10 protein-coding genes are annotated in these 15,561 nt (G+C 63.8%); all 10 read left to right on the top strand.

Annotation, left to right across the window (positions count from 1 at the left end; all coding sequences use genetic code 11):
* The first annotated feature begins 826 nt into the window (after window positions 1-826).
* The 10 genes from ABIB27_RS18110 to ABIB27_RS18065 all read left to right on the top strand — a co-directional run bounded on the left by ABIB27_RS18110 (window position 827) and on the right by ABIB27_RS18065 (window position 15,134).
* Window positions 827-2,176, top strand: coding sequence for an APC family permease (locus ABIB27_RS18110; RefSeq protein ID WP_354254556.1), 1,350 nt, complete (start codon window positions 827-829; stop codon window positions 2,174-2,176).
* Window positions 2,173-2,916 (top strand): IclR family transcriptional regulator, encoded by a 744-nt coding sequence (locus ABIB27_RS18105; protein ID WP_354254554.1) that lies wholly within the window; start codon window positions 2,173-2,175, stop codon window positions 2,914-2,916. Before ABIB27_RS18110 ends, ABIB27_RS18105 begins: the two co-directional genes overlap by 4 nt.
* 426 nt (window positions 2,917-3,342) lie before the next feature.
* Window positions 3,343-3,735, top strand: a complete 393-nt coding sequence (locus ABIB27_RS18100; protein WP_354217177.1) for a nuclear transport factor 2 family protein — start codon at window positions 3,343-3,345, stop codon at window positions 3,733-3,735.
* Window positions 3,736-3,907: 172 nt separating this feature from the next.
* On the top strand, window positions 3,908-5,506 hold the full coding sequence (locus tag ABIB27_RS18095; RefSeq protein WP_354217178.1) for a PucR family transcriptional regulator: 1,599 nt from the start codon (window positions 3,908-3,910) through the stop codon (window positions 5,504-5,506).
* On the top strand, window positions 5,503-6,435 hold the full coding sequence (locus tag ABIB27_RS18090) for a glutaminase (RefSeq protein ID WP_354217179.1): 933 nt from the start codon (window positions 5,503-5,505) through the stop codon (window positions 6,433-6,435). The genes ABIB27_RS18095 and ABIB27_RS18090 overlap by 4 nt, the downstream gene beginning before the upstream one ends.
* 71 nt (window positions 6,436-6,506) lie before the next feature.
* Window positions 6,507-8,042 (top strand): amino acid permease, encoded by a 1,536-nt coding sequence (locus tag ABIB27_RS18085; RefSeq protein WP_354217180.1) that lies wholly within the window; start codon window positions 6,507-6,509, stop codon window positions 8,040-8,042.
* A 53-nt stretch (window positions 8,043-8,095) separates the two neighbouring features.
* A complete protein-coding gene (locus ABIB27_RS18080) occupies window positions 8,096-9,850 on the top strand; it encodes a thiamine pyrophosphate-dependent enzyme (protein ID WP_354254552.1) in 1,755 nt (584 codons plus the stop codon).
* A gap of 293 nt (window positions 9,851-10,143) precedes the next feature.
* Window positions 10,144-11,169 (top strand): SDR family oxidoreductase, encoded by a 1,026-nt coding sequence (locus ABIB27_RS18075; protein WP_354217182.1) that lies wholly within the window; start codon window positions 10,144-10,146, stop codon window positions 11,167-11,169.
* A gap of 195 nt (window positions 11,170-11,364) precedes the next feature.
* Window positions 11,365-13,098 carry an ABC transporter ATP-binding protein gene (locus ABIB27_RS18070; RefSeq protein WP_354217183.1) on the top strand — a complete coding sequence of 578 codons (1,734 nt, stop codon included), beginning with the start codon at window positions 11,365-11,367 and terminating at the stop codon, window positions 13,096-13,098.
* Complete coding sequence (locus tag ABIB27_RS18065; protein WP_354217184.1) at window positions 13,095-15,134, top strand: ABC transporter ATP-binding protein; 2,040 nt, start codon at window positions 13,095-13,097, stop codon at window positions 15,132-15,134. The genes ABIB27_RS18070 and ABIB27_RS18065 overlap by 4 nt, the downstream gene beginning before the upstream one ends.
* Window positions 15,135-15,561: the final 427 nt, after the last annotated feature.

Here is a 15,561-nt window from a genome sequence, read left to right as displayed (position 1 = left end):
AATCTCCTCACGGGAGAGCGGATCGAGCGGGTGTGCTACCCCGACCTCGGTGTGGATTTCAGTGTTGAGAGTCATGGTTTTCTCCTTGGTTCTTTTCAAAATGACGGCTCACGGGATAGCGGCCGGCGCGGCTTCCCCGGCTGATGCCGGTGGAATTACCATTGCGAATAAATAGCCACAAAGATTCGCGGAATAACAGAACTACTCATCTTTAGTTTTGTCAGAACTGTCAATTCCCTTGTGCATACGCTGCTGCGCTAAAGATCACTCCCGAGCCCGGATGAGGCCAGAGAAGGGATCACTTGAAATCGACATCCTCAGTTCCAGGAGTGTCAGCCGAGCTCTGCTCTGAGCACTGCTGGCATGATGCCGATCACTTGCATTCCGTCTGTGGAAGAGAAACTACGTCACGCAACACCCCTGGGGCGAGCCTTTTAGGGATATCTGCGTGGGAAATTCACGGAGGCATTTTCCCAGCCCAGTTAACATGTTGGAAATATTCGGGAGTGGGCCGGGGAGTGTCAAAGGGTGGGAAAATCGGTCCGACTTTTTCCCACTACAGTTAACATGCTGGAAACATTCACAAATGCGTCCGTTGCCGTCATCAAGGGCGGGGAATGCTAATGTTTTGCACCTCTGGCCAGTGACTTGTGTCACGCGAAATCAGCGACGAGCCTGCATGCCGGAGGGAAAGTTGGTCCCAGTGTCTGCCCGCGGTGATCGCTTCATCACGCCCCGCTCTCCAGTGGAGGGACTAAGGCGCCGGAAGCTTTCCTTCTTGCCGGTGTTCGCGCAGTCAGTAGCTAACGTGGCACCCGCGGGTGCGATGACCGTCATTCCGGCCCTCATCTTCCCGGGTCTTGTCTTTGGGTCCGACGGCCCGAACCTTGTGCTGACATTCGGCGCAGCCATGGCGGTCATGATCCTGGTTTCCTTATGCCTGAGACCGATGGCAAAGCGCATGGCTGCCGTCAGCGGGCTCTACAGCTACACCGCCAAGGGGCTTGGCCAACGGACAGCGATTACTGCCGGCTGGTCGGCCATCTTCGGGTACGGACTTGTGGCCATGGCCAGTCTGTTGGCTGTTGGTACATATGCCGTTGAGCTGTTCCGCAACCTGGGCATCCCCGTGACCGATCCAAGGTTTGTTACGGCGCTGGTCATTCTTGCCGCCGCAGGTGCCGCCTGCTTCCTTATGGTCAGGGGGATCCAGTTATCATCGTGGTCCACACTCCTAATGGAAACCATTTCGATCGGGATCCTGGCCGTCCTCATGGTGGTCTACTTCGCCTTCAACGAGCCGAATGTCGATCTCGGGGCCGTGTTTGCGTGGAACGGACATTTTGATTCGGCATCAATCGCAATCGTGGTGGCCGTCAGCGCCTTTGTTGGCTTTGAAAGTCCAACCACGCTCGGCGGCGAGGCGCAGAAGCCCTTCGTCAGCGTGCCACGGGCCATCACCTGGACCCCCATCCTGGCGGGCGTGCTCTACCTCCTCGCCGCGACCGCCCAGGACGTAGCCCTCAGAGGCGCACCGTTATACATCACATCCGGCCCCACGCCCTTATCTGACCTTTTTTCGCAGACTTCCCCTGTGTTCGCCGCACTCCTGGACCTGGGAATCACGGCATCGTGGTTTGCGTGCGCAATCGCATCCGTGAACGCCCTGGCCCGGATCTTCTTCTGCATGGGTAGAGAAGGCGTCGCCCCACGGGCAGTCGGCCGGACACATCGAGTTTTCCGGACACCCTCGACGGCGATCCTGGCAGTCATGCCGGTTGTTGCCATCGTTCCCATCGCGATGGTCATCTCCGGAGCAAGACCTGAGCAGGGCCTCGCCAACCTCTTCACGCTGGGCGCCTACGGATACCTGGGGTCCTATGTCCTCGCCAGCGCGTCCCTTCCCTTCTTCCTGCGCAGGATCGGGGAGAACACGTACGCCAGCTGGGTACTTGGAGCAGCAACCTCCCTGGTCCTAGGCGCGGTGCTCTGGACGGCCGCAACAACATCGATTAGATCGGGCAACCTGCAGACCCTCATCTACGGCGGTGTCCTCGCAACCAGCTTCGTTTACGGCATGTACCTTCACCGCCGGTTACCCATGCGCCTGGCGTCAGTGGGCATCTACGATGAGACCCGGGAATCAGACCTGTTTCATGGCGGGCCGGTCAAATGAACTACAGGCCAAAACACGCCGGCTCCGGCCCAGCGTCAAACTCGCTCAGAATCCTGGAAATCGTGGCACGGTTCGGCACCGGGACAACGGCGAAAGAGATCACGGACGCCCTGCGGATGCCTCCGGCGACCGCCTACAGGCTCTTGAATGCGCTTGTCGGGGACGAATATCTGGTCCGCACATCCGATCTGCGTGGATTCGCCCTCGGACACGCGATTTCAGGTCTGGTTATGGCGGCGACACCGCCGACGGTTCCCACCGCGGCCCGTACCGTCATAGAAGGGTTCCGGCAGGGAAACCGTTTCGGAGTGCACCTCTTCATGTTCACTAACGCTTCCCTCAGGATCGCCGATGAAGACCCTGACTATCCGCTCCATTCGGTATTCGAGATGCTTCGGTATCCGCAGACCTCCGCCGCGGGAAAGCTGATGCTCGCTGAACTTGGCGATCCGGCTTTCCCGCTTCCGGACCGGCAGTTGTTGAAACTGACCGAGCACGCCATTACCGAGAGCGGCAAGCTGGAAGAGCAACTGAGGGAAATAAGGCTCACAGGCCACGCCTCGGCGATCAACGAACTGGGATCAGGATCGGCCAGTCTGGCGCTTCCAGTGCGACTGCCCAATGGGTCAGCAGGCGGGGCGCTGTGTCTCACCGGCCCCGCGGAACGGTTCACCACAATATGCGGACACGCGGATGCGGCCCGTGAACTGACGTCACGACTGTCGCCTCTGCTGTTCTGATGAACGCCCGACGGCGGCGCTTGGCAGTGCGCGCCGCGCAGTGCGGTGACGGTCGCCACAGTTCCGGGGATCCTCGTCAGCGCGTCCTGACTTCAGATCCCGGACATGGTCAGGCCCTGCGCTTTACCCAGCCCCACACACCCGTCGCGACAAACAATATGAGGCCGATGATTGCAAGCCAAATGAGGCCTTTCACGGCAAAGCCGACGACCGAAAGAATAAGCCAGATGACCAAAAGTCCAATTATTAGTCCCATACGGGCATCCTAGCCCGGACGGGTCCGGTCAGGTTCCACAGCTGAACCGCGTTTATCCCCGCAGCGTTATGCGGTGCGGAGTGCGCCCACCGAGCCATGGACAACTGCCACCGCGAGGCTTAAAATTGCTGCGCTGGGGACCCCGACAATGGTGTTGGAAACGGTTCGCGATGGGCATGCAGGAAGACGCCGCGGTAGTGCGGCGCGGCTATAAAGCATTCAATTCGGGCGATACAGAAACGCTCAAAAACCTCTTTGCCCCTGATGCGGTTTGGCGCGTCGGCGGAAGCGGCGGCCTCGCGGGGGTCAAACAAGGGTCAGACGAGGTTTTGGCCTATTTCGGTGAACTGTTTTCTCGGTCCGACGGTACGGTAAAAGTGGAGCTGCAGGACGTCATCGCCGGTGAGGGCCACACGGTGGCGCTTCAAACCGCTCAAGCCCATCGAAAGGGCGCGTCCATGGATCAGCACGGCGTCCTCGTGTTCACGATCAGGGACGGCAAAGTTACCGAGGTTAACGAGTTCATAGAGGACACGGCCAAGGCCTCGGACTTCTGGTCCTGACGCCGACGGGGGCAGGCCAGCTATACAGGGCCTTGCAGCGTCACAACTTGGTCAGCCAACCGAAAAGCCGCCACTGCCTTTGGGTTCCCTTACATATTTCGGGGGAGCCCGCGTCGATAGCATGAGTTGACCGGACAGAGCCGTCCGGTCAACTCGACGCAGGAGGAAGCCCATGGCAGCCGTTACGGTGGACGACATCCTCGCGGACCTCCCTCTGGGTTTCGCCAGCCTCATCCTCGGGCCTTCCCCTGCCCGCTCTGCGATCGAACGGCTCCTGATAGTGGACGCGGATGATGAGACGTCCGACGGCGGCGGGGCCTTTGTCCTGCTGATCGGCGTCCGCGGCCGCTCGGCTTTGCCCGCGTTGCGGCGGCTCCTGAAGAACCCTCCGCCGGTGGTCGCCGTCAAAGGTAGGCGTGAAGAGCTCACCGAAGCGGAAGAGCTGCTCCGCGATGCCGGCACGGGCCTGCTCCTGGTGGATCCGGGGGCTGACTGGGACCGGCTGCTGTCCATTGCCAAGGACCGCATCCAGCCGCGCAGCTACCAGAGCGAAGTGCTGACGCTGCTGGAAGAGGACCTGTTTGCCATCGCCCAGACCACCGCCCGGCTCACATCCAGCCACGTGCTCATCGAAGACGCCGCCAACAAGGTCCTGGCATACTCCACCGTTTCGAACGACATCGACGAGCTGCGCAAGGCCTCCATCCTGGCCCGGCGCGGTCCGCGTAAATACGAGCTGCTGCTGAAGGACCTGGGCGCGTACCGTGAACTGCACCGGACCCGGCTGCCGGTGCGGGTACCGGCCCGCCCCCAGGACGGGCTGCGGGAACGGGTGGCCGTCTCACTGTTCGCCGGGGACCGGATCATGGGCTACATCTGGCTGCAGGAAACCGGGGACGGCTTCGGCCCGGACGTTGATTATGTGCTGAAAGGATCTGCTGCGCGGGTTTCCGCCGAGCTGATCCGGCACCGCAACCAGCAGTCTGTGCACATGCGCGAGGACCGCATTGTGCGAATCCTGTCAGGTTCGGCGGAGGCCGCTGCCAGTGCTCACAGCGAGAAGATCTCCGCTGAGCGCCCGGCCGCACTGATCCTGATCGGAATGCCCCATTCCGAAGCCCAAGCAGACGACGCAGCACTGAAGCACGGCGAACTCGCCAACCTGGCGTCCATCCACGCGGCCGCATACAAAGCGTCCGCCGTCGTGGGCCAGTTCAAGGGCGACACTGCCGTCATTGTCCCTGGCCTGCAGTCAACCTCTGCGGAGCCCGGACTGCGGAGCCTGGCCGAGTCCATCGTGCGGGATGCCGGCAAGCACCTCGGCATCAGCCCTTTCGCAGCGGTCGGTCCGGTAGTGCCAGACCTGCTGTCCCTGCACACAACCACCCGGATCACCGAGGCCCTGTTGAGTTGTGTGGGCACCTCTCCGGTCAGGGGCGTTGCCACGGTGGACGACTTCGAGGGAGAAATCCTCTTCCGCGAGGCGGTCCAGAATTTCACGTCCTCCACGTTCCGCCACCGCAGTCTTTCCGCCCTGCTCCGGCAGGACGCAGAACTCGCGGAAACCTTGCACGCGTACTTCGAAGCCTCGCTGGATGCCGCCGAGTGCGCCAGCCGGATGGGGCTGCACAAAAACACCGTCTACTACCGGATCGGCAAGGCCTCCCGGGTGACCGGCCTGAACTTCGGCAACCCGCGAGACTCGCTGGTGGCCCTGCTCCACATCCAGGAATGGGCCAGCACACCTAAAGAACAACTGGGCAGGAAATGACCACAGCACTCAAAGCACCCCCGCTGGACGCAGTACTGGACGACATCGTCCGCAGCCACAGGCCACAGCGGGAAACCGGTTCTGTCCCGGCCAACATTCCCCTCCTGGCAGCGGTACCCTTCGACAGGTTCGGGATCGCCGTCGCCACCACTTCCGGTGAGCTGTTCAGCTCCGGCGACGCCGACGTCCCGTTTTCCATCCAGAGCATCTCCAAGGTGTTCACGCTGGCAATGGCCCTTCAAGGCGACAGCTCCGGAACGCTGTGGTCCCGCGTGCTGCGCGAACCGTCCGGCACCTCGTTCAACTCCTTGGTCCAACTGGAACTGGAGCACGGCATCCCGCGGAACCCTTTCATCAACGCCGGCGCCCTGGTGGTCACCGATCACCTGATGGAAGAAACGTTCGACGCCGCCACCCAGGTGTTGCGGTTCCTCACCGCCCAGGCGGGCAGCACCGGGCCCTACATCGATGAGGCCGCGGCATCCAGCGAGCTTTCCAACAGCAGCCGGAACCTGGCGCTGGCGCACTTCCTGAAGGGCTTCGGCAACCTGAGGCAGGCCGCGGAATCAGTGGTGGAAAACTATGTCCGCCAATGCTCCATCATGATGACCTGCGTGGAACTCGCCAAAGCCGGACTCTTCCTCGCCCGCGACGGCCAGGGAACGCTGGGAACGGTGGTGTCCCGCAGCGACGCGAAACGCATCGGCTCCATCATGCTGACGTGCGGGATGTACGACGCCGCGGGCGAGTTCGCCTACCGCGTGGGCCTTCCTGGAAAAAGCGGTGTGGGCGGCGGGATCCTGGTCATCGTTCCAGGTGTTTGCGCCATTTGCGTCTGGAGCCCGCGGCTGGACGCCAAAGGAAACTCCCTGGCCGGCACCGCGGCTCTCGCTGACCTTTCCGACCGCACCGGCTGGTCTGTCTTCTAAATCCGCTGATTGCACACCCCATAACTTCTTCCCAACCCAGCAGGATCTTCTCCGTATCGAAAGGATCAACCATGCCCATCAACCCCAATGACGAGGTTGTACACGACCACAATGTTGCACCGGACCACATCATCGACGGCGGCCACGCCCACGCCTCCGAATCCGCTCTGCACGCGGAGGACAAGGGCTACCACAAGAACCTCAAACCGCGGCAGATCCAGATGATCGCTATCGGCGGGGCGATCGGTACCGGCCTGTTCCTGGGCGCCGGCGGCCGCCTCAACGCCGCGGGCCCCTCCCTTGTCATCGCGTACGCGGTCTGTGGATTCTTTGCCTTCTTGATCCTGCGAGCACTCGGTGAACTTGTGCTGCACCGCCCGTCGTCGGGCTCCTTCGTCTCCTACGCCCGTGAGTTCTTCGGTGAGAAGGCCGCGTTTGTCTCCGGCTGGTTCTACTGGATCAACTGGGCCACCACCACCATCGTGGACATCACCGCCGCAGCCCTGTACATGAACTTCTTCGGCAACTACATTCCCTGGATGGCAGCCGTCCCGCAGTGGGCCTGGGCCCTGATCGCCCTGGTCGTGGTCCTCGCCCTGAACCTCGTCTCCGTCAAGGTCTTCGGTGAACTCGAGTTCTGGTTCGCCATCATCAAGGTCGCCGCCCTCGTGGTCTTCCTCGTCGTCGGGACCTACTTCGTCATCTTCGGCACCCCGGTCGACGGCCAGCAGGTGGGCCTTAGCCTCATCGCCGACAACGGTGGCATCTTCCCCAACGGCCTGCTGCCCATGATCATCCTCATGCAGGGCGTCCTGTTCGCCTACGCCTCGATCGAACTGGTCGGCACCGCCGCCGGCGAGACCGAAAACCCGGAAAAGATCATGCCCAAGGCCATCAACTCCGTGGTCTTCCGCATCGCCGTGTTCTACGTCGGTTCCGTGATCCTGCTCGCGCTGCTCCTGCCGTACACCTCCTACGAAAAGGGCGTCAGCCCATTCGTAACCTTCTTCGGCTCCATCGGCATCCAGGGCGTGGATGTCATCATGAACCTGGTGGTCCTCACCGCCGCCCTGTCCTCCCTGAACGCCGGGCTCTACTCCACCGGCCGAATCCTGCGTTCCATGTCCGTTAACGGCTCCGCCCCGAAGTTCGCCTCCCGGATGAATAAAGCCGGCGTCCCCTACGGCGGTATCGCCATCACCGCCGGCGTGTCCCTCCTGGGCGTCCCGCTGAACTACCTGGCACCGACCCAAGCCTTCGAAATCGTGCTGAACGTGGCCTCTGTGGGCATTGTCATGACCTGGGCAACGATCGTCCTCTGCCAGATCCAACTCCAACGCTGGGCCAACAAAGGCTGGCTCAAACGCCCCTCCTTCCGCATGTTCGGCGCCCCCTACACCGGCTACCTCTCCCTCCTCTTCCTCCTCAGCGTCCTCATCATGGTCTTCATCGACTCGCCCCTCACCATGCTCGTCACAGCCATCGCCTCCGTGCTGATGGTCTTCGGCTGGTACGCCTGCCGGACCCGGATCCGTGAAATCGCCGAAACCCGCGACGGCTTCACCGGCAAGGCCCCCGTCATCGCCAACCCGACGCCCATCAGATAACCCCGCACCATCCGCTACGAACGCCAACCAGTCCAAACAGCCAAAGAAAGCCCATGACAACGGACACTGAAGCAACCTTGACCGCATCGCACACCCTGCCCGCCGCCGTCGGGAATTCCGAGAAAGACTCCCGGCAGGCAAGCCGTTCGGAGGTCCCCCACGCCGGCGCTGGTCAGGCACTGAAATCAGCCGGGCACGTGATTGTTGATTCGCTGGTGGCCCATGGTGTGGAGCGAACCTACGTGGTTCCCGGTGAGAGCTTTCTCGATGTGCTGGACGGCCTCCATAACTCTGAGATTGAAACCATCGTCTGCCGGCACGAGGGGGGCGCCGCCTACATGGCAGAGGCCGACGGCAAGATGCACCAGCGCCCTGGCATAGCGATGGTGACCCGCGGGCCCGGCGCAGCCAACGCGCATGTGGGTCTGCACACCGCGTGGCAGGACTCCACCCCCATGCTGCTGTTCGTCGGCCTGATCCCCTTCGCCCATCGGGACCGCGAGGCGTTCCAGGAGTTCGACATCAAGGCCTGGTTCGGTACGGGCGCGAAGCGCGTTATGGTCCTTGACCACGCGGAGCGGGCTTCCGAGATCGTGGCCGAGGCGATGTTTGCGGCCATGAGCGGGCGGCCGGGCCCGGTGGTGGTGGGCCTGCCGGAGGACATCATCCGGCAACAGATTGACCCGCAACTGCACCCCGCCATCCCGGTGGCGGCCGGCGGCATGAGCAGGACGGACGCCGCAGCCCTCGAGGCTGCCCTGGCCGAATCCAGCAAGCCGCTTTTCGTCACGGGCGGCAACGACTGGACCCAGGCAGCAGCTGACCAGCTGACCGAATGGCTGGAACGGCACCATATTCCGGCAGCAGCTGAATGGCGGACGCAGGGAACGGTCTCCTTCGATTCCCCATCCTATGTGGGTCCCATTGGCTACGGCCGCCCCCGCCCCACCTACGATCTCCTGGAGGAAACCGACCTGCTGGTGTTTGTGGGGACAGTGCCGGGCGACGTGATCACGGACGGATTCGTCTGCCGGCAGGACTGGAACAAAAAGAACTTCCTGGTCAGTGTCGACCCCTCACTACGCGGCCGGTCGGGGCCCGTTTCGAGGCAGATTCTGGCCAAACCCGAAGCCTTTGTCCGCGACCTTGTGGGCATCGACCTGCCGGTGAAGGAAGAGTGGAATGCGTGGACGGACCGGATGCGGGGCGAGCAGGAGCGGTTCGCCGCGTTACCGCCGGCCCCGCCGGGAGCGGGGCAGGCGAGGATGGACACTGTGATGGCGAATCTGGTGCCAAGGCTGCCCGAGGATGCGCTGGTGACGTTTGGCGCGGGCGAGCACACCAACTGGGCCCACCGCTACTTCCCCACACGCCGCTACGCCTCCATGATCAGCGCCCGTAACGGCTCGATGGGCTACTCGGTCCCCTCGGCCATCGCCGCATCGCTGGCCGAACCCCGGCGCCGCGTGGTCACCATTGCCGGGGACGGGGAGTTCCTCATGAACGGCCAGGAGTTGGCAACCGCGGCCCAGTACGGGGCTACGCCACTGGTGATCGTTATGGACAACCAGGAATACGGCACCATCCGCACCCACCAGGAGCGTCACTATCCCTCGCGCGTCTCCGGAACCCAGCTGAAGAATCCGGACTTCGGCCTGATGGCCCGGGCCTTCGGCGGTTTCGGGACCACTGTCACCGAGGACTATGACGTTCCGGCCGCACTGGACGCCGCCTTAGCGGCCATCGACGCGGACGGCGTCTTCGCGCTCATCCATCTCATCGTGGAACAGAGGGTCAAGGCTTACTGAGCCGGGAGCTGACGGGAGTGGACGGCGGCGGGATGTTCCGCCGTCGTCCGCTGTCCTTTCGTGGGCGGTCACGAAGGCATTTTGTGCGGCGGTGAAGATCCTTGGCAGTGGCGCTGCCCAGCCGGGCGTCGAGTTATTGGCGGGTGGCGGAATATCTGCCGGAGGCTGCGGCTTGTCGCCAATGGGCCGCCGGCGGCATGACGTCTTGCCGCGACACAGCGCGCGGGCCCTCGCAAGAACTTGAGGCTTTGCCGACGCGCGCCCATTCACGCGGCACACACAGAAGGAGCACCATGACTACCGGCGCAGGAACAGCAGCGGGCAACGGACGCACGGCCCTCGTTGTGGGAGCCACCGGCATCGCAGGGTCCGCCCTGGTGGACACCCTGGTTGGCAAGGGCTGGGCCGTCCTTGCCTTGTCCCGCAGGCCCGGCCCCGAGCGCGCCGGCGTCAAGTGGCTCTCCGCAGACCTGACCTCGGCTGCCTCCCTGACCGCTGTGCTTGGTCCGGAGAACCCCTGGCATGTCTTTTTCACGGCGTGGTCGCGGCAGGCCACCGAAGAGGAGAACATCGCCGTCAATGCCGGCATGGTGCGTGATCTCCTCGCAGCCCTCCGTGGCAAGGACGTGGCCCACGTTGCCCTGATGACCGGCCTCAAGCACTACCTCGGACCGTTCGAAGCGTACGCCGCCGGAGAAATGCCGGACACGCCCTTCCATGAGGAGGAGCCGCGCCGTCCGGTGCCGAACTTCTACTACGCGCAGGAAGACCAGCTCTGGGCAGCGGCGGCGGAGCAGGGGTTCACGTGGTCAGTGCACCGCGCGCACACTGTCATCGGTCATGCGGTGGGCAATGCCATGAATATGGGCCTCACCCTCGCGGCTCAGGCCACCCTGTGCCGGGACAGTGGGGAGCCGTTCGTCTTCCCCGGATCCGAAACACAGTGGAACGGACTGACTGACATGACGGAGGCGGGCCTGCTCGCCGAGCACATGCTCTGGGCCTCCACCACTCCGGCAGCCGCTAACCAGGCCTTCAACATCGTCAACGGCGACGTGTTCCGCTGGCGCTGGATGTGGCCCAAACTCGCAGCCTACTTCGGCGTGGAGTGGGAGGGGTACCAGGGGGAGCCTCGCCCCCTCGAGCAGTCGATGGCAGGGCGGGAAGACCAGTGGCGGGAGCTTGGCCGCGGGAAGGTCCCTGGGTGCCGGCGTTTCCCACGGCCTGGGCCGACTGTCCAATGGAGGCGGCTGCCCCGTCGCCCGCACCGTAAGACGAAGGACAAAAGAGCAAGAGACCCGGGTCTTTCCACGGCTTGAATACGAAGGCGCCCGGTGGGAATATCCCACCGGGCGTTGTGGTGCGCGCATGCCTCCGACTTCTGGGCCTAAGGGCCAAAATTCGCCCTCGGAGAACCGGCCTATTTTTCGAGCGAGAACCGGCCCACTTCCCAGCCGCCGGACGTAAACTGACCTCCGCACCATTTATTGCGGGACAAAACGTTTGGAGCTCGGATGCTCTGGAAACTGCTTGTTGAATACCTGCGGCCGCACCGGCAGCTGCTGATCGCCGTCGTGATTTTCCAGCTGGCGCAGTCCATCGCGTCCCTGTACCTGCCCACCCTGAACGCGGACATTATCGACGAGGGCGTGGCGAAGGGGGACACCGGCGTCATCCTCAATCTTGGCGGCCTGATGCTGGGCATCACGCTGCTGCAGATCGTGTGCTCAGTGATCGCCGTGTACTTCGGGGCGAAGGCGGCCATGGGTACAGGCAGGGACCTGCGGGGCGCCATTTTCTCCCGCGTCGGCAGTTTCTCCGAGCAGGAGGTCACGAAGTTCGGCGCGCCCAGCCTGATCACCCGGTCAACGAACGACGTCCAGCAGGTCCAGCAACTGGTGCTCATGTCCGCAACCATGCTGGTCACTGCGCCCATGCTGAGCATCGGCGGGGTGATCATGGCCGTCCGGCAGGACGTGCAGCTGGCCTGGCTGATCGCCGTTGCCGTGCCGGTGCTGCTGATCGCAGTGGGCCTCATCATCATCCGGATGGTGCCGCTGTTCCGGAAGATGCAGAAGCGGATCGACACCGTGAACCGGGTGCTTCGCGAACAGCTCACCGGCATCCGCGTGGTGCGCGCCTTCGTGCGCGAGGACATCGAGACCGCCCGCTTCTCCCACGCCAACGAGGACGTCACGGACACCGCGCTGCATGCCGGGAGGCTGATGGCGCTCGCCTTCCCCGTGGTGATGCTGGTGCTGAACGTCTCCAGCGTGGCGGTGATCTGGTTCGGTTCCTTCCGGATCGAGGACGGCTCCATGCAGGTGGGCACCCTCATCGCGTTCCTGAGCTACCTGCTGCAGATCCTGATGTCCGTCATGATGGCCACGTTCATGGCGGTGATGATCCCGCGGGCTTCGGTCTCGGCGGACCGGATCGGCGAGGTGCTGGGCACCGAGTCGAGCGTGCGGCCGCCAAAGAATCCCGTCAGCAGCGCGGTGCGCCGCGGCGAGCTGGAAATGGTCGACGCCGGATTCGCCTACCCGGGTGCCGCGGCGCCCGTCCTCGCCGGGCTGAGCTTCACCGCGAAGGCCGGGCAGACGACGGCGATCATCGGCAGCACCGGATCGGGCAAGACCACCCTGGTGAACCTCATGCCGCGGCTGTTCGATGCCACCACGGGATCGGTGCGGATCGACGGCGTGGACGTGCGCGAGCTGCACCCGGACCTCCTGTGGGGGCACATCGGCCTGGTGCCGCAGCGGCCCTATCTGTTCAGCGGGACCGTCCGCAGCAACCTGCAGTACGGCAAACCGGATGCCACCGAAGACGAGCTGTGGTCCGCGCTGGAGATTGCCCAGGCGCGCGACTTCGTGACCGAGATGGACGGCGGGCTGGATGCACCCATTTCCCAGGGCGGCACGAACGTCTCGGGCGGTCAGCGGCAGCGGCTGGCCATCGCCCGCGCGCTGGTGAAACGGCCCGAGCTGTACATTTTTGACGACTCGTTCTCCTCCCTGGACACCGGCACGGACGCCCGGTTGCGGCAGGCCCTCAAGCGGAGCACCGCCGGGGCCACCCTGGTGATCATCGCCCAGCGGGTGTCCAGCATCGCGGACGCGGACCAGATCCTGGTGCTCGACGACGGCAGGATCGTGGGGCGCGGAACGCACGCCGAGCTGCTGGAAACCTCGGAGACGTACCGGGAGATTGTGTCCTCCCAGCTGGCAGCGGAGGAGACGGTATGAGCACGCAGCAACGGCCGACGTCGGGCGCTGCTTCAGCGGGCGGCGCCGCCACCGGCGGAACCGCACCCGCCGCCAAAACCGGGACTGCCGACGTCGTACGCATTCCGCGTCCGGCGGGCGGACCGGGACGCGGCGGACCGTTCGCGGGGATGAACGTCCCGGCTGAGAAGGCGATGAATTTCAGCGGCTCCGCCAAGCGGCTGGTGGCGACGCTGCGGCCGGAGCGGGCGTGGCTGCTGCTGGTGCTGGTGATGGGGATCGCCAGCGTGACGCTCTCGGTGATCGGGCCGCGGCTGCTGGGGGAGGGCACCAACCTGATCTTCGCCGGCGTGGTGTCCAAGCAGCTGCCCGCCGGGGTGACCAAGGAACAGCTGATCGCACAGCTGCGGGCCGAGGGGGAGAACCAGAAGGCGGACATGCTCACGCCCATGGCGCTGACGCCGGGGCGGGGGATCGACTTCGCTGCGCTGTCCGCCGTGCTGACGTGGGCGCTGGTGCTGTACGTGCTGGCGTCGGTGTTTATGTGGGTGCAGGCATATGTGCTGAACGGGGTGGTGCAGCGGACGGTGTTCGGGCTGCGTGAGGAGATCGAGGCGAAGATCAACCGGCTGCCGCTGCGGTATTTCGATTCGATCCAGCGCGGCGAGCTGCTGAGCCGGGTCACCAACGACGTGGACAACATTTCGCAGAGCCTGCAGCAGTCCATCAGCCAGGCGGTCACGTCGGTGCTGACAGTGGTGGGGGTGCTGGTGATGATGGTGATCCTCTCGCCCACGCTGGCCCTGATCGCGCTGGTGACCATTCCGCTGACGCTGGGGATCACCGCGGTGATCGCCAAGCGCTCGCAGAAGCTGTTCGTGGCGCAGTGGAAGAACACCGGGGAGCTGAACGGGCAGATCGAGGAAACCTACACCGGGCATGCGCTGGTAAAGGTGTTCGGCCGGCAGCGGGAGGTGGAGGAGCGGTTCCGGCAGAAGAACGTGGAGCTGTACGACGCGAGTTTCGGCGCGCAGTTCATCTCGGGGCTGATCATGCCGGCCATGACGTTCATCGGGAACCTGGTGTACGTGGGGATCGCGGTGGTGGGCGGCCTGCAGGTGGCGTCGGGGGCCATGCAGCTGGGCGATGTGCAGGCGTTTATCCAGTACTCGCGGCAGTTCACCATGCCGCTGGCGCAGCTGGGGTCCATGGCCAATCTGCTGCAGTCCGGGGTAGCGTCGGCGGAGCGGGTGTTCGAGCTGCTGGATGAGGACGAGGAGTCTGGGGATGCTTCGGGTGCTCCTGCGTTTGGGCGGGGCCGGCTGGTGTTTGAGGATGTGTCCTTCTCGTATTCGCCGGACAAGCCGCTGATCTCTGATCTTTCGTTGGTGGCGGAGCCGGGGCAGACGGTGGCGATTGTGGGTCCCACTGGTGCGGGCAAGACCACTTTGGTGAACCTGATGATGCGGTTTTACGAGATTGATGCGGGGCGGATAACGCTCGACGGCGTGGACGTCACCTCGGTGCCGCGGCGGGAGCTGCGCTCGCGGCTGGGGATGGTGCTGCAGGATACGTGGCTGTTCGGGGGGACCATCCGGGACAACATCGCGTACGGTCGGCCGTCGGCTTCCGAGGACGAGATCCTGGAGGCGGCGCGGGCGACGTATGTGGACCGGTTCGTGAGGTCGCTGCCGGAGGGGTACGACACGGTGCTGGAGGACGAGGGCTCTAACGTTTCCGCCGGCGAGAAGCAGCTGCTGACGATTGCCCGGGCATTCCTGGCACGGCCGTCGGTGCTGATTCTGGACGAGGCGACTTCTTCCGTGGATACGCGGACTGAGGTGCTGGTGCAGAAGGCCATGGGCGCTCTGCGGTCCGACCGGACTTCTTTTGTGATCGCGCACCGGCTGTCCACGATCCGCGACGCCGACCTCATCCTGGTGATGGAGGCCGGACAGATCGTGGAGCAGGGGACGCACGCTTCGCTGCTGGCTGCGGGCGGGGCCTACGCGCGGCTGTACGAGGCGCAGTTCGCGGCACCGGTGGCGGAGGTTTAGTGCTTCTGCACTTGCAATCAGCGGCGGGTGGTACGGCGTTCACCGGGCAGACACGTGAAAAAGGCAGGCTGCTGGACGGGTGCAAGTGGGACTACCAACCATTGGCCGCCATAAAATTCCACATACGAATCCGAGGGGCACCTTGCGTAAGCTTCTTCTCGTGTCATGTCGCTTAGACTTTCTCGCTAGGTAATGCGTTGCTGGGATGGGAACTGCTTTCCCTCTTTCGCCGGAGGTGGGCTTGACATCAATCGTCCCGTCAACGGCAGGTAGGAGGAAACGCTGATTCCGGACGGTTTAAACCACCCCTTTTGGTAGGTAGTGCCTGTCGTGTCCAACCAGGTCCGGATCAGGACTCTTTCGGTTGTCGGTTCCGTGCCGGTCAGATTGGACCTACAGCGGGGTCTAACCCGGTTGAAAAAATTGT

Source organism: Arthrobacter sp. UYEF21 (assembly GCF_040546085.1).
Taxonomy (GTDB): Bacteria; Actinomycetota; Actinomycetes; order Actinomycetales; family Micrococcaceae; genus Arthrobacter.
Note: the sequence above shows the minus strand (reverse complement) of the source record. Positions and strands in the feature narration are given on the sequence as shown.

Bases quoted from the DNA above. Each gene is read 5' to 3' on its own strand.
- ABIB27_RS18065 (WP_354217184.1), top strand. From the start codon at position 13,095: ATGAGCACGCAGCAACGGCCGACGTCGGGCGCTGCTTCAGCGGGCGGC.
- ABIB27_RS18110 (WP_354254556.1), top strand. From the start codon at position 827: ATGACCGTCATTCCGGCCCTCATCTTCCCGGGTCTTGTCTTTGGGTCC.
- ABIB27_RS18075 (WP_354217182.1), top strand. From the start codon at position 10,144: ATGACTACCGGCGCAGGAACAGCAGCGGGCAACGGACGCACGGCCCTC.
- ABIB27_RS18105 (WP_354254554.1), top strand. From the start codon at position 2,173: ATGAACTACAGGCCAAAACACGCCGGCTCCGGCCCAGCGTCAAACTCG.
- ABIB27_RS18085 (WP_354217180.1), top strand. From the start codon at position 6,507: ATGCCCATCAACCCCAATGACGAGGTTGTACACGACCACAATGTTGCA.
- ABIB27_RS18080 (WP_354254552.1), top strand. From the start codon at position 8,096: ATGACAACGGACACTGAAGCAACCTTGACCGCATCGCACACCCTGCCC.
- ABIB27_RS18090 (WP_354217179.1), top strand. From the start codon at position 5,503: ATGACCACAGCACTCAAAGCACCCCCGCTGGACGCAGTACTGGACGAC.
- ABIB27_RS18070 (WP_354217183.1), top strand. From the start codon at position 11,365: ATGCTCTGGAAACTGCTTGTTGAATACCTGCGGCCGCACCGGCAGCTG.
- ABIB27_RS18095 (WP_354217178.1), top strand. From the start codon at position 3,908: ATGGCAGCCGTTACGGTGGACGACATCCTCGCGGACCTCCCTCTGGGT.
- ABIB27_RS18100 (WP_354217177.1), top strand. From the start codon at position 3,343: ATGGGCATGCAGGAAGACGCCGCGGTAGTGCGGCGCGGCTATAAAGCA.